This window comes from Sphingobacterium sp. UBA7253 (assembly GCF_002472745.1).
In the GTDB taxonomy this organism is placed as follows: domain Bacteria; phylum Bacteroidota; class Bacteroidia; order Sphingobacteriales; family Sphingobacteriaceae; genus Sphingobacterium; species Sphingobacterium siyangense.
Genome location: NZ_DKSP01000120.1, coordinates 27,889 through 45,906, shown reverse-complemented (window position 1 = coordinate 45,906; position 18,018 = coordinate 27,889). Strand labels below are relative to the sequence as shown.

Sequence of the window (18,018 nt, the reverse complement as noted above, 5' to 3'; positions counted from 1 at the left end):
GGTAAACGCCATTTTTTATAGCTATATAATCCTAAATGGATTTAATTTGTCCTTAGGCTTTCTTCCACAAGTTCTTCAACATATTTGCGAACAACCTCATTAGAGAAACGTGTAGTTACGTCAAATGCAAATGCATGTACCAACAGGATACGGGCAGATTCTTCACCAATTCCTCTTGCTCTCAAATAAAATAAGGCCTCATTATCAAACTGACCGATGGTACATCCGTGTGAACATTTTACGTCATCCGCAAAGATCTCCAATTGCGGTTTGGTATAAACCGCCGAATTGTCTGACATCAGCATATTATTGTTCTGCTGAAAAGCATTTGTTTTTTGAGCATCCTCACGTACAAAGATTTTTCCATTGAAAACTGCAACGGATTTATCCTGTGTAATATTTTTATACCATTCATAAGACTCACAATGTGGCTTAAGGTGGTCTACGATGGTATGATTATCGACCAATTGATCACCTGCAGTTAAGTTGATTCCATATAAATGGCTCTCCACATGCGCTGCATCCAAGCGAACATTGATATTGTTACGGATAAACGAGGCGCCAGGAAAATTACAGTTGTAATTATTATAAAGGCTATCTTTTTCTTGGTATACCTCTGTATGATTAAAGTAACGACTTACAGATTCTGCGAGCTGCAAATAATAATGTTGTACTTTAGCGTTCTCTTTGACGATAATCTCAGAGACCTTATTGTGCACATTATTTGCGGTACCTTCTGCAGTGATAAAGCTTTCGATCAATTCAAGTTCTGCATTTGGCTCGACAACGATCAAATTACGTGTTTGTGCAAAGAAATCCTCTTTTCCTGTAGCGACATGAATAATCTGTATTGGTTTATCAAGTACAACTCCCTTTTTCAAATGGATAAAAACACCATTTGTAAAAGCAGCCGTATTCAATGCGACCATAATATTGTCTGACTTGTCCGCATATTTAGCAAAATGGCTCTCAAATGCAGGCTCTGAAGTGGCTTCATCCATTGGAATAACCGACAGTCCCTTCACATTTTCTAATTCACTTACCGCCAACACATACTGACCGTTCACCAAGATAATGCGGTAAGCATCCAACTGAGGAATCTCCCCTGCACTAAAGTCTAAGCCTTCGATATCCACATCGACATCAAGCGCATAAGGCTTATTGATAATACTGTGGATGTTTGTATATTTCCATTCTTCATTCTTAACGGTGGGAAAGCCTGCTGCTTCGAAACGTTCGAATGCAAGTTGGCGGGCCTCCACGAAAAACGAAGGTTCGTCTGAAACGCCTTGCTCTTTGAAAGCTCCCAACACTTGTTGAAGTAATGATTCTGAAACTAATGTACTCATGTTATTTTTTAATCAAATCGCCAAAATTCTCTTCCAATCCTATTTACTCAGGTAAAAGATTAGGCGTTTTGTGTATCATATTCTTTTAACCAATCGTATCCTTTTTCTTCGAGCTCCAAAGCCAATTCTTTAGGTCCCGATTTCACGATACGGCCATTGTACAATACGTGAACAAAATCTGGAACGATATAATCCAACAAACGTTGGTAGTGTGTAATAACAATAAAAGCATTGTCTTTAGAGCGCAATTGATTCACGCCATTTGCAACGATACGAAGGGCATCGATATCCAAACCAGAATCTGTCTCATCCAAAATAGATAATTTCGGATTCAACATCGCTAATTGAAAAATTTCGTTACGCTTTTTCTCACCACCGGAAAATCCTTCATTTAAAGAGCGGTTAGCCAAATTAGCCGAAAATTCAACCAATTTTTGCTTATCTTTTACCATTTGTAAAAACTCCTTCGCTTCCATTGGAGGAAGGCCTTTATACTCACGAATATCATTTACAGCTGTTTTCAAGAAATTGATATTCGATACGCCCGGAATTTCAACAGGATATTGAAAAGCCAAAAACAGCCCTTCACGTGCACGGTCCTCAGGTGAAAGATCCAATAAATCTACACCGTCCAATAGTGCAGAACCTTCACTTACTTCATATGATTCACGTCCGGCCAATACATTACCCAATGTACTTTTACCAGCACCATTTGGTCCCATAATCGCATGAACTTCTCCAGCTTTTACTTCTAGGTTTAACCCTTTTAATATTTGTTTGTCTTCTACAGACGCATGTAAATTTTTAATGCTTAACATTTTATTCGTATTGAGTATGGTGTAATGTAGCGTCATAAACTACATTCCCAATGATTTTTTATCTATCCTACTGAACCTTCTAATGAAATTGCCAATAATTTTTGAGCCTCTACAGCAAACTCCATCGGCAATTGATTTAATACTTCCTTTGCATACCCGTTGACAATTAAACCAACAGCTTTCTCAGAATCGATACCACGTTGATTCAAATAGAATACTTGGTCCTCACCGATTTTGGAAGTAGTCGCCTCATGCTCTAATTTGGCTGTCTTATTTCTATTTTCGATATAAGGGAATGTATGTGCCCCACATTTATCACCGATCAATAAGGAATCACATTGGGTAAAGTTACGTGAGTTGTCTGCATTTGGGCCGATTTTCACTAAACCTCTATAACTGTTGTGGCTCTTACCGGCAGAAATACCTTTAGAAATAATTTTAGATTTCGTGTTTTTACCCAAATGAACCATCTTCGTTCCTGTATCAGCTACCTGATAATTACGTGTCATGGCCACAGAGTAAAACTCGCCAATAGAGTTATCACCCTTTAAAATCACACCAGGGTATTTCCATGTAATTGCAGAACCAGTTTCTACCTGTGTCCAGGAGATTTTACTGTTATCGCCCTTACAGATTCCACGCTTGGTTACAAAGTTATAAATACCACCTTTTCCATCTTTATCACCAGGGTACCAGTTTTGCACGGTAGAATATTTAATATCAGCATCGCGTTCGGCAATCAATTCTACTACCGCAGCATGCAGCTGGTTTTCATCACGCATAGGTGCAGTACATCCCTCCAAATAAGAAACATAAGCTCCCTCATCTGCAATGATCAACGTGCGTTCAAATTGTCCGGTATTCTGTGCATTGATACGGAAGTAGGTAGATAATTCCATTGGACATCTAACACCTTTTGGAACATAAACAAAGGATCCATCCGAAAATACTGCAGAATTCAACGCTGCATAAATGTTATCCGTCTGTGGAACCACTGTACCCAAATATTTTTTCACCAGGTCAGGATGCTCTTGCACGGCCTCACCAAATGAACAGAAAATAACACCTTGTTCTTTTAATTTCTCACGAAACGTTGTTTTGACAGATACCGAGTCAAAGACAGCATCTACCGCCACAACTCCTGCCAATACTTTTTGCTCATCCAAAGGAATCCCCAGTTTTTCAAAGGTAGCAATCAACTCAGGGTCAACCTCATCCATCGAATTAAGCTGTGGTTTTGCTTTTGGGGCTGCATAATAGGAAATCTCTTGAAAATCAATTTCAGGAGCTTTGAAATTCTGCCAAGTAGGCATTCTTAACGTCAAGAAATGACGGAAAGCTTTTAATCTCCATTCCAATAGCCATTCAGGTTCATTCTTTTTTGCCGAAATAAAACGAACCGTATCCTCAGTAAGGCCTTTGGCTGCAATTTCCATTTCGATATCTGTCGTGAACCCGTATTTATATTCTTCGAGCTCCAGCTCTTTTAACAAATCGTCGTCTTTAGTACTCATATTGCGCTCTCACGGTTTAACTAATTTGGGAGGGCTTCACCTCCGCACCTATCGAACTGCAAAGTTACAATTTCAAAGCCAATAAAACAGCATTTAATAGCACCTTACGAAGGCATTTTTAATAAAAAAATGACATTTATCACTCCATTTCATTAAAATGAGCACATTTCAATCGATTATGACAGTCAAATGATTTTACATCGATTAAAATTATAACTAAACAACCCTAATATAGTTAAAATCTATTAATCATCAATAATTTTGTATATTTTTAAATTTCCAAATATAATTTTGTATATTTACAAATACTATTGATTATTAAGACTTAAGATATGCCCTTTGCACCGGATAAAACAGATTTAAAAATTCTTAAACTATTACAAGAGAATGGTCGTATAACTAATTTGCAACTCGCATCTAGCATCGGACTATCTCCCGCACCAACTTTAGAGCGTGTGCGAAAACTGGAAAACTCTGGCTTCATCAAAAGTTACCATGCTTTTGTAGACGAGGAGAAACTGGGACTTGGAATCAAATCGTTTATCCAGATCTCACTCGATTTCCATACACATAACGCTATCCCTGAGTTTGTTGCTGCTGTCAAAATGATACCCGAGGTAACCGAATGCCACCACGTTACAGGCAATTGTGATTTCATCCTCAAGGTTTACGTAAAAGATATTAAAGCTTATGAAGGCGTCATCATGGAAAAAATCTCCAAAATACCTTTTGTAAAGACATTCCAAACCATGATGATTATGTCAACCAGCAAAAAAGAGCCAATTATTCCTTTAGAATATTAAGCGAAGGAATAAGCCCAATCAAAAATATCATTACCGGAATCTCGCTTTTGGACGTATTTGCTCCATGCGACGATAACCGGCAATGATGTTTATTTAACTCAAGACAAAACTTAAACCAGGCGCCAATCAATTGGGGTTTTATCATGTTCCATCAAATACTGGTTTGCACGTGAAAAATGCTTACTACCAAAAAAACCACGATAGACAGACAACGGTGATGGATGAACCGCCGTTAGCACAAGATGCTTCTTCGCATCGATGAGCACACTTTTCTTTTGGGCATAACTTCCCCACAACAGAAATACGACATGTTCACAACGCTCCGAAATGGCATAAATAATACTATCTGTAAAAATCTCCCAACCTTTCTTTTGATGGGAACCTGCCAGATGCGCCTGCACTGTCAATGTCGCATTTAACAACAGTACACCCTGTTTGGCCCAATAGGTCAAATCGCCAGCACGGGGCTCAACAAAACCGGGTATATCGTCTTGCAATTCCTTAAAGATATTTTTTAAGGATGGCGGCAAAGCAATCCCTTCTGGCACAGAGAAAGACAAGCCATGTGCCTGCCCATCATTATGATAAGGATCCTGCCCTAAGATAACTACTTTTACCTGGTCCAATGGCGTCAGCTTAAAAGCATTCATCACCAGATCTGCCGGTGGAAACACTTTCGTTTTCTGACGCTCTTCTTGCACAAAAGTAGACAGTTGTTTCATATAGGGTTGACCAAACAAAGGCTTTAGCACAGGAGCCCAAGAATCATCGTATTGCTTTTCCATACCCCAAACATAGATAAAGTTGCATATAAAGGCAAATTTATCCTCATAAGCTCTTTTCAAGGAACTACAGCAAAAAAAACGATCACATCTTGTTTATCCATATCCTCTTCAGGGGGAAAAACACATTTTTACAAAATAACCACCTGAACGAGTTGCTTAAACGATGAAATTAACGGATATTTGCAGAATTAAATTGAATACAAATATTTTAAACAAAGATTTATGTCAAATCTCGTTAGAATCATTATTTGCAGTGCATTGCTGATCGGAACAGTTGCCTTATTCTGGACTGGAAATTGGGGATGGGGAATCTTAGGTATCCTGATCACGATCTTAGGCTTTGTTACTGTATTTTTCCACGAATATATGCTGATTGCGCAATGGTATATGCGTAAACAAAATATGGCCGCAGCTGAAAAATGGCTACGTAAAATCACCAACTACGAAAAGCAATTGATCCCACAACAGCACGGTTACTACAATATGCTGATCGGACTGATCGAATCACAACGCGCACCTATGCAATCCGAAAAATATTTTAAGAAGGCATTGGCGTTGGGCTTACATATGGATCATAATATCGCTTTAGCAAAATTAAGCCTGGCAGGTGTAGCAATGGCAAAACGCAACAAGCGTGAAGCCGAAAAACTACTTCAAGAAGCGAAAAAAGCAGATAAAAACAAATTATTGGCCGATCAGATCAAAATGATGAAAGACCAAATGGGTATGATGGACAAACAGCAGATCAGATACAATCGATAATATTGAATAATCAAAAAAGCTTCAAAGTATAACTTTGAAGCTTTTTTGCTCAAGAGCCAAAATCTATTTCTTTAATGGAATAGGAACTTCCAAAAACTCCCCCTCTTCCGTGCTACTCTCAAACACCAGTTTAATCATAACCGGCTTATCCGTTTTCTTCCAATCCTTAACAATGACCTGTATATCCACAGGCTTATCTTCTTCTAGCAAATAGTGCAGATAATTCTGCTTATCTTCAAATTTAACCAAAACATTTCCCATCTGAATCGTTGAAAAGAAATGGGGTTGTTTCTTCTGATCCAACACTTGCGTGGAAAAGGTGTTCATTTTATATTCTCGTGGATCGGTACTATAAGATATCGCAAACAAATTGATCACCAGTTCATTCTTACCCTCATCGAAGTGAAATTCCCGCACATCGAATTGAATATCGTCAACAACCAGCAATGAATCTGCCGACTGAGCCTTTACAAGCCCACCTCCAAGAAAGAGGATCAAGACAACAACATATCTAAAAAAAACATTCATATCATATTATATTTAAAAAAGCCACGATCTTCGTGGCTTTAACTCGTATTATTTTATTGTCTTAAAATTATGCTCGCAATCGATCGGCAGATCGGATCAACTTTTCATCTTTACGTACTCCACCCATCGCTAACGCACAGAAAATAATCGAAATTGGCAACAAAAAGAAACCTACCCCGATATTCCCGGCACCTAAAAACTGGCTCACGGTGGCAAGATGAGTACTTGCAGACGAGTATAACCAGATTGCAAATAAGATAATTGCCACAATCTCCACCCATATAAGCAAAAGTTGAACTTTACGCTTTTTAAATTTAAATATCGTAAATAGCGGAAGTCCTCCCAATAACACGGTCACCACGGTCTGGAGAATATAACCAAATCCCCCCTCATGTACAGACTGGCCAGCAGCAACACTATACACACCAGTCACCTTCACATTCTTTCCTAAACCCACTAAATCGCTATAATTAACATAGGGAAATAGAAACAAGCCAAATATGACTAATCCTGCTATCAGCAAATAAACAGTTTGGATACGTTGAATCATAGTTTAATTTTTGTATATCAACAAACTTAGATAAATTGATTTTCATATGCAATATAATTGCGACCGAAAAAACAACCAACCCTACAGCTCTATAAACACCAAAACAATCAAACCTGACATTTTGTTGTATTTTTTTACATCATATCAAAGGGCTTCTTTTTAGAAAGCTTTATCTTTGCGAAAAAAATACCATGTTATACATATATGGAGCAACCGCTCATGCTAAAACTGCGGTAGATGTAGCAGAAGATTTAGCGATTGAAATTGGTGGTCTTATCGACAAATCGCTACTAATTGAAGATGTATTTGATTATGAGGTTCAACTTCATCATGAATCAAAAGGCACGGAAGAAAATTTCTTTGTCGCAGTCAAGAATCCTGGTCTTCGCCAAAGGATTGTGTCAGAAAACGCAAACTGGAACTTCCAGACCCTCATCCATCCTAAAGCCTACGTATCAAAAAGAGCCGAAATTGGTGAAGGCACCATTATTCTCCCAGGCGCTTCGATCGCTCCAGATGTACAAATAGGCAACCACTGCGTTATTGCCGGTTCCGCCGTTATCGAAAGCAACACCATTATTGAAGATTTTGTCAACATCGGCCCAAATGTCTCAATCGGAGCAAACGTTCTAGTCGGTCGAGGTTCAGAAATTAAAGCAAATACACGTATCGAAGACGAAGAAACTATCCCCAAAGAGAGTATTATCGCTTAATTAAATCCCTGCGGAATGAAACTGTAAGTCGTATAGTTTTTTATAATAACCATCGAAAGATAGTAATTCCTGATGCGTTCCGATTTCCTTGATTTCGCCTTTATCCAACACAATAATCTTGTCCGCCTTCTGAATGGTGGACAAGCGGTGGGCAATAACAATCGATGTTCTTCCTTTCATGAGGTTATCAATTGCATGTTGGATCATTTCTTCCGTTTCGGTATCAACAGAAGAAGTCGCTTCATCCAAAATAAGAATGCGAGGATCGTGTACCAAAGCCCGTATAAAAGAAATCAATTGTGCCTGCCCCGCAGATAAAGTTGCTCCCCGCTCTTTCACATCATAATCATAGCCCCCAGGAAGTCGCATAATAAAATCATGCGCACCGACTTCCTTTGCCGCTTCGATCACCTGCTCTCTAGATATCGCAGGATCACCTAATGTAATGTTATTGATGACACTATCCGAAAAGAGAAATACATCTTGCAATACTGTCGAAATAGTATTTCTCAGATAATCAAGGTCATAATCCCGGATATTACGGCCATCCAATAGAATTTCACCCTTATTGATTTCATAAAACCGGCTTAGAATATTGATGGTAGAAGATTTTCCGGCACCGGTAGCCCCAACTAAAGCTAAGGTCTCGCCCGGATTAACATTGAAGTTAACATCTTTCAGAACCCAATTTTCCTCATTATAAGCAAACCAAACATCGCGAAACGCAATCTCTCCTTTGATATGTGCGGGTTTCAAAGTCCCCAAATTAGGCGTCTTTTCATCGGTATCCAAGACTTCAAAAATTCGTTCAGCACTGACCATACCCATTTGAAGTGTATTGAACTTGTCAATAAGTTCCCGAATGGGCCTAAAGATCATATTGATATACATGATGAAGGCCACAACTACACCCGGAGAGATCACATCACCCATAATTTGTTTGGAACCAAACCATACCAATAATCCCAAAGCAATAGCCATGATAATTTCCAAAACAGGGAAAAAGATGGAGAAGTACCAATTGGTTCGAATATGTGCATTGCGATGTTGCGCATTAATTTCTTTAAACTTATCCATTTCCTGCTTTTCACGTGCAAAATATTGGATAATCCCGACTCCCGTAATGTGTTCCTGCAAAAAGGTATTTAAATTGGAAACCCATTTCCTCACATCAATAAAAGCAGATTTCATCGCCTCTTTAAACACATAAGTTGCTGCCACCATCAAAGGCATGGGAATTAAAACAATCAATGTTAGCTTCCAATCGGAGTAAAACATCACAACCAGAATAACGACCAGCTGCAATAAATCACCGATAATCTGGATCAAGCCCTCAGAGAAAATATTGGAAAGAGTCTCCAGATCAGAAATGGTACGTGTAATCAGTTTTCCCAATGCCGTACGATCAAAATACTTGAGCCTGAGTTGAACAATGTGGTTAAATACCTGAATCCGGATATCGCGAATGACCGACTGCCCCAGGGTATTTGTCATTAAGGTATGGTAATAACGAATCAAGGTCTGCAGGATAACCAATGCCAACATCGCTATCAGCATGAGGGATAACCCATTGGTATCGAAATTTAAAATATAGTTATCTAATGTATGCTGGATTAGCATAGGCAAAGCGGGCGCCACGGCGGCCAACAATATCGTTAGAACGACCGATATCCAAAATGACACATGGTAGGGCCGCATATAACGACTCATGCGTTTCACTAAATTGATATCGTAGGTTTTACCAGTTATTTTATCTTGACTCACGTTAAATTCTATGTCTATTAAATTCTATATATAAGGATATGCTACTTCTGTTAAATATAAACCATGTGCAGGAACAGAAACACCCGCTTTTCCGCGGTTTTTACTTTGAATAACATCTTGCATAAATGAAACCGGCTTACCTTTTATCCCTATTTCCAACGATGTCCCTACAATGGCGCGCACCATATTGCGCAAAAAACGATCTGCAGTTATGTGAAAAACCAGATGCTGCTCAGTATGCCATACCCACTCAGCTCTACGAATATCGCAAATATTTGTAAACACCTGCGTATGAGACTTACTAAAGCATTCGAAATCTTGTTTACCCAATAAAAATTGTGCAGCTTCATTCATCTTTTCAACATCCGGACGATCGCGCATAAAACATGAATAGGGATAGATAAAAGGATCTTTATGAAAATGAAGATGGTATTCATATGATCTTTGCGTTGCATCGAAGCGAGCATGTGCTTCGGGCTCCACTTCGATCAAGCGCTTCACGGCCACATCAAAGGGCAATAAGGCATTGAGCGAATGAATGAAACGATCAGCTTTTTGTAGAATACCCACGGGGGCTGCATCGAAATGTGCATACAATTGCTTGGCATGAACACCCGTATCTGTACGGCCAGCTCCAGTTGTTTCAATCGGCTCCCGCAACAGGGTTTCAAGCGCTTTATTCAGCACTTCCTGCACGGAAATTGCATTATTCTGAATTTGCCAACCATGATAAGCCTGTCCAAAATAGGCTATTTCTAAAAAAAAACGTCTTTTATCCATTATATGGAACAAAGGTACGTTTTCCAAATGAGCATCATTTCTCTATAGAACGAATTTCCTCATTTTACTCATTATTTAATCCTTACATGACAAAACTGTTTGTTTTGCACTTCCTTTTCACTCAAATCTGCCTGATGGGTAATTTGGTATTCAGCGGCACCGAAGCCACAGTAAACACCTACTATCTTCGCCCTGCGACCACGGTAAGTCCACCGTGAGTCCACGTTGAGTCCACCTTTTTAAGTACATTCAATGCGGGAGCACCATGGTCGCAATATGGTCGCACCCCGAACTTATCCCCTCGTTGTGCATAACACAAAGCTAAAAAGGCTAGAGTAAATCGACCAGATTTTCAAAAGCCATGCCGCGTGAAGCTTTCAATAAAACTGTGGCATCAGTTATCGGTTTTTCGCTGATTGCTTGTTTTGCTTCGGCAGTAGTTTCATAAAACTCTCCACCTTCATACCGATGTGCGGAAAATTCTTTGCCGACAAAAATCTTGCGATCTGCAGGAATAGTTCTTACGTTTTCAACAATTTTTTTATGCTCTTCAAAGGATTCGGCTCCCAATTCAAACATATCACCCAATACAATAGCCTTCTTATCCGCTTCAATAATCCGGATATTATCCAGTGCAGCGGCCATGCTTGTTGCATTGGCATTATAATAATCGCAGATCAGCGTATTGTGGGCCGTTTTCATAATCTGCGAGCGATTGTTGGTAGGTGTGTATCCTTCAATACCTCGATTGATCGCCGCAGAAGAAATGCCAAAATGCAGACCCACTGCAATTGCCGCAAGAAAGTTTTCGGTATTATAAGAGCCTGTTAACTGCGTATCAACTACATAAGATTCGGCCGCCCCTTTCTTTTGCCACTCAATCTGCAAAAGGGGATTTGCTTTAAGAAGCTTTCCAATCACGTCATTATCTTCCGAAAAACCATAAGTAACAATGTTAGCGATCTGGCGAGCGGAAGCCATCTCTTTGAGGTGTGGGTTATCGGCCTGCAAAAATAATACACCTTGATGGTCCTGCAGCCAATCGTATAGCTCACCTTTGGTTTTCTTCACTCCTTCAAAAGATCCAAAACCTTCTAGATGTGCTTTACCAACGTTAGAAATCAAACCATGTGTCGGTTCGGCAATCCCACACAAAAAAGCAATTTCTTCCAGATGGTTTGCCCCCATTTCGATGATTGCCAGCTCAATGGAATCATCTATTGCCAATAATGTTAAGGGAACACCAATATGATTATTCAAATTTCCTTTCGTCGCGTATGCTTTATATTTCTGTGAAACAACGGCATACAGCAATTCCTTCGTAGTCGTTTTTCCATTTGTACCTGTCACACCAATAATTGGTATGTGCAACTGATGTCTGTGATAATTTGCGAGTTGCTGTAGTGCTTTTAAAACATCATCAACAAGAATATACGCATCTCCTTTTCGGTAGGTCTCTTCATCAATAACAACATATTTAGCGCCCATTTCAAGCGCTTTCTCGGCGAAAGCATTTCCATTGAAATTAGCACCTTTTAAGGCGAAAAAAATACTATCCTTTTCTATTTTACGTGTATCCGTTGTGATATTCGGATACTGTTTATAAATCTGATAGAGTGATTGGATGTCCATGTTGAGAAATTTGTTGAACAAACTTAGAGAAATTGCTTTTTATATGCAATACAATTGAACTCCATATAGACAATTTAGCCCCTTAATCGTTCTGAACATCCTTTTGTGGCTATACAAGCTCAATCAAAGATATCCAAAACACGCAATATTTCAAGATACAAGTGCACGCTTCATGCCATGGTAGCATGCAAGAATTGTCTTTTCAATCGGTTCACGCAAACGTGACCGATAACGTTTGCGCATTTATTTTGGTGGATTTCCTTTAAGGAAGGCTTTAATATTGGTAATTTCATTGACCAATTAAACAATTTGGAATGCGAACGATCATACTTTCCTTTTTTTTAATTCCTTTTTTTCTTTTTGCTACGGAAGTAAAGAGCTATGATTTTGTCGTGGCCAAAGATGGTACGGGAAATTTCACGACAATTCAAGATGCCATTCATGCTGTCCCAGATTTTCGAAAAAAGGAAACGAAAATATATATCAAAAACGGGACATATCGCGAAAAAATCATCCTCCCGGGGAGCAAGCAGTTTGTTACATTAGTCGGTGAAGATAAATTTAAAACGATTATCAGTTATGACGATTATGCGCAAAAGAAAAATCGTTTTGGTGAGGAAATGGGTACTTCTGGCTCAGCAAGTTTTTATTGCTATGGGGACGATTTTACGGCCATAAACCTTTCTTTCGAAAATGGATCCGGCCCGGTGGGCCAGGCAGTGGCGGCATGGATCTCCGGAGACCGTAATTTGTTTCTCAATTGTCGCTTCTTAGGATTTCAAGACACCTTATACACTTTCGGGAAGGGAACAAGACAGCTTTATTACCAATGCTATATCGAAGGTACTGTAGATTTTATCTTTGGCGGGTCCACGGCCTGGTTTGAAAATTGTGAACTGCACTGCAAAAACAAGGGCTATATTACCGCAGCATCTACGCCCGAACAGGTAGATTTTGGCTATATCTTTAACAACTGCAACATCACGGGAAATAAAGACACAAAGACGTTCTACCTTGGACGCCCTTGGCGACCTTATGCCAAAGTAATTTTCATGCATTGTAATCTTCCCCAATTTATTGACGATAAAGGTTGGCACAACTGGGGCAAAGAGTCAAATGAGAAAACAGCTTATTTCGCAGAATATAAAAACAAAGGCGCAGGCTCAGTGTCACAAAATCGTGTCAAATGGAGTCGCCTATTAACAGATCGAGAGGCCGATAGCCTTAATTTTCAACGTGTATTCAAGGATTGGGTACCAACGCTTACATTTGATCGATAAGTCATGACCGGTAACGATTGCATAAGTTTTTCATCCAAGTTAGGGACAAAGAATGTACAATTGCTTTTACAAATAACCATTTTTAAACCAAAATGTAAAAAATGAATTCGTTTAAAAAGCACTATTCACGTACATTGAAATCCGCTCTTGCATTGCTTCTCGTGCTACCACAGCTGTGTATAGCCCAAGAGCCTGCCCGTCCTATCGTACAACAGGTCGAATTTAAGAAAGACACGTTAAATATCGGCAATTATGGCGCGAAAGGTGACGGTCAATTTCTTAATACGGCTTCAATCAATCAAACTATCCGTAGATGTAGCGAAACTGGTGGCGGTGTTGTACTAATCCCCGCTGGAATTTGGTTGACAGGACCTATTGAAATGCAGAGCAATGTAAACCTGCACCTCAAACGAGATGCCGTACTGCTTTTCACCAAGGACTTCGATCAATATAAGCTTGTTGAATCTAATTGGGAAGGTGAGCCGGCCTGGCGCAATCAAAATCCGATATCGGGCAAGAACCTATATAATATCGCAATTACGGGCGATGGCATTATTGATGGCAATGGAGATGCCTGGAGGATGGTTAAAAAGAACAAACTAACCGCATCGCAATGGAAAAATCTCGTTGCATCGGGTGGCACTGTCGACACCACCAATGAGATCTGGTACCCCTCCGCAAGTTCGCTGAAAGGTTCGCAAGAAAAGAAAGCTGGGGTTATTCGTCCCGGCACAACAATCGATGATTTCAAAGATGTCAAGGATTTTTTAAGACCCAATCTTTTGGTATTCACAGACTGTAAAAAAGTATTGTTAGAAGGAGTAATGATACAAAACTCACCGGCATGGAATATACACCCTTTACTATGTGAAGACCTAACCTTACGCAAGCTCTCGGTTCGTAACCCCTGGTATGGCCAAAATGGCGATGGTGTAGATGTGGAGTCTTGCAAAAATGTCCTCATAGAAGACTGTACATTTGATGTTGGCGATGACGGCATATGCATTAAGTCTGGACGTGATAAAGCTGGGCGTGACCGTGGCAGGCCAACCGAAAATGTAATTATCCGCAATAACGTTGTGTATCATGCACATGGCGGATTTGTAATCGGAAGCGAGATGAGTGGTGGTGCCCGTAATATTTGGGTGGAAGATTGCTCGTTTATTGGGACTGATATCGGACTTCGCTTCAAAACGACAAGAGGTCGTGGAGGAGTTGTAGAAAACATCTTCATCAACAATATCAATATGGTTGATATCCCAGGCGAAGCGATTCTATTTGACATGTATTATGCGGCTGTAGATCCGGTTCCATTGGCAGGAGAAAAGAGGTCTGCTGTAAAAACAGTCACGCTTCCGGTTACAGAAGAAACACCGCAATTCAAAAACTTTTATATCAAAAATATCGCAGCGAAAGGAGCATCAAAAGGAATTTTCTTACGCGGTCTCCCCGAAATGCATATTCAGCAGATCTGGATAGAAAATGCAACCTTGGAGGCCAATAAAGGCATAGAAATCATTGAAGCTTCTCAGGTCAATCTGAAAAATATCACTTTAAAAACGACAGAAAATAATCCGTTGATCGCCATAAGTAATAGCACTGCGATAAATCTAGATCATATCCAAGCATTAGAAGCTCCTGAACTATATATCGAGGTCGCGGGTGAGAAAAGCAGTAATATCCATCTTTCGAAATCCAACACAAGAACTGCCAAGACTGTCAGTCAGTTTACAGCCGGAAGTACGGACAAATCCTTAACAATCAAAAATTAGGCCCCTGATGAGAAAGTTATTTTTAATTCTTTTAAACCTTACAGCACTTGTTCCATTTTCAGGGTTTGGCCAACAAAAGCCTTTTTCCGAACAAATGGCCAACACTGTACTTGAACAGCTCTATCCGGATTCATTATTCAACAGGACCGACAAATTTCCAAAATGGTCATACGATATGGGGGTTATTTTTGAAGGCCTGACAGATGTATGGCGCAATACTGCAGATGCCGATTATTTTAACTATATGCAATCGCGCATGGATGCCTACCTCAGCATTCCGGATTCAATTAAGAACTATCATGCGCAGGATTTTAATATTGACAATATTAAAAATGGTACCACCCTATTAACACTTTACAAAGTAACCGGTAAAGAAAAATATCTGAAGGCCTGCCACCAATTATATGCACAGCTTCAAAAGCATCCGCGCACACATGAAGGTGGATTTTGGCATAAGAAAATTTATCCTTACCAAATGTGGCTAGATGGCTTATATATGGGCCAGCCTTTCTATGCGGAATACGCTAGCCTGATGAATATTCCTACCGCCTTTGACGATATCGCCAACCAGTTTAGCTACATGGAAAAAAATGCCCGTGACGCGAAAACAGGCCTGCTGTATCATGGCTGGGATGAATCAAAAAAGGAACGCTGGTCGGACCCCAAAACAGGCCTATCGCCACACTTTTGGGCTAGGGGTATGGGTTGGTATGTCATGGCGCTTGTTGATGTATTGGACTATTTCCCAGCGGAGCATCCTCGTAGACAAGAACTCATTGCAATCTTAAACAGAACGTTATCGGCAGTCGTCAAGTACCAAGATGGCAAAACCGGCGTTTGGTATGACATTGTGGACCTGGGTACAAGAAAAGGAAATTACCTGGAATCTTCGGCCTCCAGTATGTTTGTATTTGCATTGGCAAAATCATTACGCAAAGGTTATATCCCGGCTTCATTTCAGCAAAATCTGGATCGGGGCTACCAAGGGCTTGTAAAAGAATTCATCACCCCTGCTGGAGAAAACCGTGTCAATCTCACAAAGACTGTCCAAGTTTCCGGTCTAGGCGGAAAACAATATCGCGATGGTAGTTTCGAATATTACATGAGTGAACCCGTTATTACCAATGATCCCAAGGGAGTCGGTGCTTTTATCCTAGCGGCGTCCGAAGTTGAATTTGGAAAGGAACAAAAAGGAAAAAAAAGACGCACGGTTACATTGGACAATTATTTCAATAACGAATATAAAAAGACTGCATCGGGGGAAATTAAACCCTACCACTATCTTTGGGATGGTGACGACAACAACGGATTTTCCCTATTGGGTAGGGTATTTGAAAAAAATGGCGGTCAATTAAACACATTACGGACAGCACCTACAGTACAGAATCTCTCAAAATCCAACGTCTACATCATCGTAGACCCCGACACGGAGAAAGAAACTGAGCATCCGCATTTTATGAATGAAACCGACGCCCAACAAATTACGCAATGGGTTAAACAGGGCGGAGTACTCGTTCTTTTATTAAATGATAGCGGTAACTGCGAAATCAGCAAATTCAATACCCTCGCACGAAAATTTGGCATCACATTCCATGAGGATAGTCGCAACCGGGTGAAAGGAAATGACTTTCAGACGGGCGCAATTGCTATTCCAAAAGGTAATGCCGTATTTCCGAATACGGCCCAAATATATATCAAGGAAATCTCAACATTACAGGTAAACGCTCCCGCCCAAGCATTGATTCAAGATCATGGGGATACCATCATTGCTACGGCAAAATATGGAAAAGGTACTGTATTTGCCATTGGAGATCCTTGGTTATATAATGAATATACCGATGGAAGAAAGCTCCCTAAGGAATATGAAAACTTTACTGCAGCGAATGATTTAGTGCAATGGTTATTCAAACAGATCAACAACTAGAGACCATGAGAAAGACAATTATGCTGAGTTTCATCGCGGTATCAGTGTTTCATCATTACTGTATTGGACAGACCGTGCCCACCAAAGATTCATTGGCCGAAAAGATGCTTCAGTACCAGCTATCAAATGGAGCATGGCCCAAGCAGTTGTTCGACAAAAGTGTGGTCGATTACAGACTTCCATTAACAAAAGAGCTCTTGCAAAAGGTCAAGAAAACAGCTATTGATCATGCCACACTCGACAACAGTGCAACAACCCGGGAAATAACTGGATTGGTCAAGGCTTTTAAGCTTACTCAGAATAAGGCTTATTTGACTGCCGCAGAAAAAGGTATTGCCTATATTTTATCGGCTCAATATGAGAATGGCGGATTTCCACAGTACTACCCAAATAAATCACTCTATAGAGCTGAGATAACCTACAACGATAATGCAATGATCAATGCATTACTGGTGCTTTACAAAGTCGCCAATAAGCAAGACGGATTTGAGGCTATCAATCCCATATTTGTGTCAAAAGCACAAAAAGCGGTAGAAAAGGGCATAGCCTGTATCCTGAAAACACAGGTCATGCAAGACGGAAAAAGGAGTATCTGGGCTGCGCAATACGATCAGAACACGTTAAAGCCCGCTCAGGCAAGAAAGTTTGAACCTGCCGCATTAAGCACAAGTGAATCTGTTGCCATCGTCCGCTTTCTCATGCTGCAGCCTGCAACGGCTGAAATTAAGCAAGCCATCGAAGATGCAGTACACTGGTTTGAGCAACATGATATCGAAGGTTACCGCTTCGACCGTGTACAAGATAAGCTGACTGGAAAATATCAACGGCGGCTTGTCGCCGATGGGACTTCCACGATTTGGGCGCGATTTTATAATCTCGAAGACAACCGTCCTTTGTTTGGAGATCGGGACGACACAATCAAATACAACTTTGAGGAGGTTTCAGAGGAGCGTAGAAATGGCTATGCCTGGTTCGGCAACTGGCCGGAAAAGCTGATCCAAAAGGAGTATCCAAAGTGGAAAAAACAATACAAAATTCAATAAT

16 protein-coding genes are annotated in these 18,018 nt (G+C 40.2%); 7 read left to right on the top strand and 9 right to left on the bottom strand.

All coding sequences use genetic code 11. The features are described 5' to 3' along the window. Positions 1 to 41: 41 nt before the first annotated feature. From sufD to sufB, 3 genes are all read right to left on the bottom strand, one after another. The gene (gene sufD, locus B2X72_RS12350; protein ID WP_075990261.1) at positions 42 to 1,349 is read right to left on the bottom strand and encodes a Fe-S cluster assembly protein SufD; all 1,308 of its coding nucleotides are present in this window, start codon (positions 1,347 to 1,349) and stop codon (positions 42 to 44) included. 59 nt (positions 1,350 to 1,408) lie between these two features. Then, on the bottom strand, positions 1,409 to 2,167 hold the full coding sequence (sufC, locus tag B2X72_RS12345) for a Fe-S cluster assembly ATPase SufC (RefSeq protein WP_046673119.1): 759 nt from the start codon (positions 2,165 to 2,167) through the stop codon (positions 1,409 to 1,411). A 62-nt stretch (positions 2,168 to 2,229) separates the two neighbouring features. Further along, positions 2,230 to 3,681, bottom strand: coding sequence for a Fe-S cluster assembly protein SufB (sufB, locus tag B2X72_RS12340; protein WP_075990262.1), 1,452 nt, complete (start codon positions 3,679 to 3,681; stop codon positions 2,230 to 2,232). Between the two features lie 332 nt (positions 3,682 to 4,013). On the opposite strand from sufB, the gene B2X72_RS12335 reads away from it, so the two are divergent. After that, a complete protein-coding gene (locus tag B2X72_RS12335) occupies positions 4,014 to 4,484 on the top strand; it encodes an Lrp/AsnC family transcriptional regulator (protein WP_046673117.1) in 471 nt (156 codons plus the stop codon). A gap of 110 nt (positions 4,485 to 4,594) precedes the next feature. Here B2X72_RS12335 and ung read toward each other — a convergent pair whose 3' ends face one another. Next, positions 4,595 to 5,269 carry a uracil-DNA glycosylase gene (gene ung, locus B2X72_RS12330; RefSeq protein WP_286734263.1) on the bottom strand — a complete coding sequence of 225 codons (675 nt, stop codon included), beginning with the start codon at positions 5,267 to 5,269 and terminating at the stop codon, positions 4,595 to 4,597. Positions 5,270 to 5,491: 222 nt separating this feature from the next. On the opposite strand from ung, the gene B2X72_RS12325 reads away from it, so the two are divergent. Next, the gene (locus tag B2X72_RS12325) at positions 5,492 to 6,031 is read left to right on the top strand and encodes a hypothetical protein (RefSeq protein ID WP_075990263.1); all 540 of its coding nucleotides are present in this window, start codon (positions 5,492 to 5,494) and stop codon (positions 6,029 to 6,031) included. A gap of 63 nt (positions 6,032 to 6,094) precedes the next feature. Here the strand turns inward: B2X72_RS12325 and B2X72_RS12320 are convergent, their stop codons facing one another. Together B2X72_RS12320 and B2X72_RS12315 are read right to left on the bottom strand one after the other, a co-directional pair. Continuing rightward, positions 6,095 to 6,559 carry a hypothetical protein gene (locus tag B2X72_RS12320; protein ID WP_088163282.1) on the bottom strand — a complete coding sequence of 155 codons (465 nt, stop codon included), beginning with the start codon at positions 6,557 to 6,559 and terminating at the stop codon, positions 6,095 to 6,097. 67 nt (positions 6,560 to 6,626) lie between these two features. Next, positions 6,627 to 7,109 (bottom strand): DUF4293 domain-containing protein, encoded by a 483-nt coding sequence (locus B2X72_RS12315; protein ID WP_075990265.1) that lies wholly within the window; start codon positions 7,107 to 7,109, stop codon positions 6,627 to 6,629. 191 nt (positions 7,110 to 7,300) lie between these two features. On the opposite strand from B2X72_RS12315, the gene B2X72_RS12310 reads away from it, so the two are divergent. Beyond that, positions 7,301 to 7,822: a hypothetical protein gene (locus B2X72_RS12310; RefSeq protein WP_075990266.1), complete on the top strand. Its 522-nt coding sequence runs from the start codon at positions 7,301 to 7,303 to the stop codon at positions 7,820 to 7,822. On the opposite strand, the gene B2X72_RS12305 is transcribed toward B2X72_RS12310, so the two are convergent. The 3 genes from B2X72_RS12305 to B2X72_RS12295 form a co-directional block, all read right to left on the bottom strand. After that, positions 7,823 to 9,586: an ABC transporter ATP-binding protein gene (locus tag B2X72_RS12305; protein WP_075990267.1), complete on the bottom strand. Its 1,764-nt coding sequence runs from the start codon at positions 9,584 to 9,586 to the stop codon at positions 7,823 to 7,825. It lies immediately after the preceding gene. 24 nt (positions 9,587 to 9,610) lie between these two features. Continuing rightward, on the bottom strand, positions 9,611 to 10,366 hold the full coding sequence (gene truA, locus B2X72_RS12300; protein ID WP_201669754.1) for a tRNA pseudouridine(38-40) synthase TruA: 756 nt from the start codon (positions 10,364 to 10,366) through the stop codon (positions 9,611 to 9,613). A 330-nt stretch (positions 10,367 to 10,696) separates the two neighbouring features. Next, entirely contained in the window at positions 10,697 to 11,998 is a 1,302-nt protein-coding gene (locus B2X72_RS12295) for a UDP-N-acetylmuramoyl-tripeptide--D-alanyl-D-alanine ligase (RefSeq protein WP_286849726.1), read from the bottom strand. A 314-nt stretch (positions 11,999 to 12,312) separates the two neighbouring features. Between B2X72_RS12295 and B2X72_RS12290 the strand changes: the two genes are divergently transcribed. From B2X72_RS12290 to pelA, 4 genes are all read left to right on the top strand, one after another. Further along, positions 12,313 to 13,278, top strand: coding sequence for a pectinesterase family protein (locus B2X72_RS12290; RefSeq protein WP_286849725.1), 966 nt, complete (start codon positions 12,313 to 12,315; stop codon positions 13,276 to 13,278). Between the two features lie 101 nt (positions 13,279 to 13,379). Continuing rightward, positions 13,380 to 15,050, top strand: a complete 1,671-nt coding sequence (locus B2X72_RS12285; protein WP_286849724.1) for a glycoside hydrolase family 28 protein — start codon at positions 13,380 to 13,382, stop codon at positions 15,048 to 15,050. 7 nt (positions 15,051 to 15,057) lie between these two features. Continuing rightward, the gene (locus tag B2X72_RS12280) at positions 15,058 to 16,974 is read left to right on the top strand and encodes a glycoside hydrolase family 88 protein (RefSeq protein WP_286849723.1); all 1,917 of its coding nucleotides are present in this window, start codon (positions 15,058 to 15,060) and stop codon (positions 16,972 to 16,974) included. A gap of 5 nt (positions 16,975 to 16,979) precedes the next feature. Beyond that, positions 16,980 to 18,017: a pectate lyase gene (gene pelA / locus B2X72_RS12275; RefSeq protein ID WP_286849722.1), complete on the top strand. Its 1,038-nt coding sequence runs from the start codon at positions 16,980 to 16,982 to the stop codon at positions 18,015 to 18,017. Position 18,018: the final 1 nt, after the last annotated feature.

Bases quoted from the DNA above. Each gene is read 5' to 3' on its own strand.
- sufD (WP_075990261.1), bottom strand. From the start codon at position 1,349: ATGAGTACATTAGTTTCAGAATCATTACTTCAACAAGTGTTGGGAGCT.
- sufC (WP_046673119.1), bottom strand. From the start codon at position 2,167: ATGTTAAGCATTAAAAATTTACATGCGTCTGTAGAAGACAAACAAATA.
- sufB (WP_075990262.1), bottom strand. From the start codon at position 3,681: ATGAGTACTAAAGACGACGATTTGTTAAAAGAGCTGGAGCTCGAAGAA.
- B2X72_RS12335 (WP_046673117.1), top strand. From the start codon at position 4,014: ATGCCCTTTGCACCGGATAAAACAGATTTAAAAATTCTTAAACTATTA.
- ung (WP_286734263.1), bottom strand. From the start codon at position 5,269: ATGGAAAAGCAATACGATGATTCTTGGGCTCCTGTGCTAAAGCCTTTG.
- B2X72_RS12325 (WP_075990263.1), top strand. From the start codon at position 5,492: ATGTCAAATCTCGTTAGAATCATTATTTGCAGTGCATTGCTGATCGGA.
- B2X72_RS12320 (WP_088163282.1), bottom strand. From the start codon at position 6,559: ATGAATGTTTTTTTTAGATATGTTGTTGTCTTGATCCTCTTTCTTGGA.
- B2X72_RS12315 (WP_075990265.1), bottom strand. From the start codon at position 7,109: ATGATTCAACGTATCCAAACTGTTTATTTGCTGATAGCAGGATTAGTC.
- B2X72_RS12310 (WP_075990266.1), top strand. From the start codon at position 7,301: ATGTTATACATATATGGAGCAACCGCTCATGCTAAAACTGCGGTAGAT.
- truA (WP_201669754.1), bottom strand. From the start codon at position 10,366: ATGGATAAAAGACGTTTTTTTTTAGAAATAGCCTATTTTGGACAGGCT.
- B2X72_RS12295 (WP_286849726.1), bottom strand. From the start codon at position 11,998: ATGGACATCCAATCACTCTATCAGATTTATAAACAGTATCCGAATATC.
- B2X72_RS12290 (WP_286849725.1), top strand. From the start codon at position 12,313: ATGCGAACGATCATACTTTCCTTTTTTTTAATTCCTTTTTTTCTTTTT.
- B2X72_RS12285 (WP_286849724.1), top strand. From the start codon at position 13,380: ATGAATTCGTTTAAAAAGCACTATTCACGTACATTGAAATCCGCTCTT.
- B2X72_RS12280 (WP_286849723.1), top strand. From the start codon at position 15,058: ATGAGAAAGTTATTTTTAATTCTTTTAAACCTTACAGCACTTGTTCCA.
- pelA (WP_286849722.1), top strand. From the start codon at position 16,980: ATGAGAAAGACAATTATGCTGAGTTTCATCGCGGTATCAGTGTTTCAT.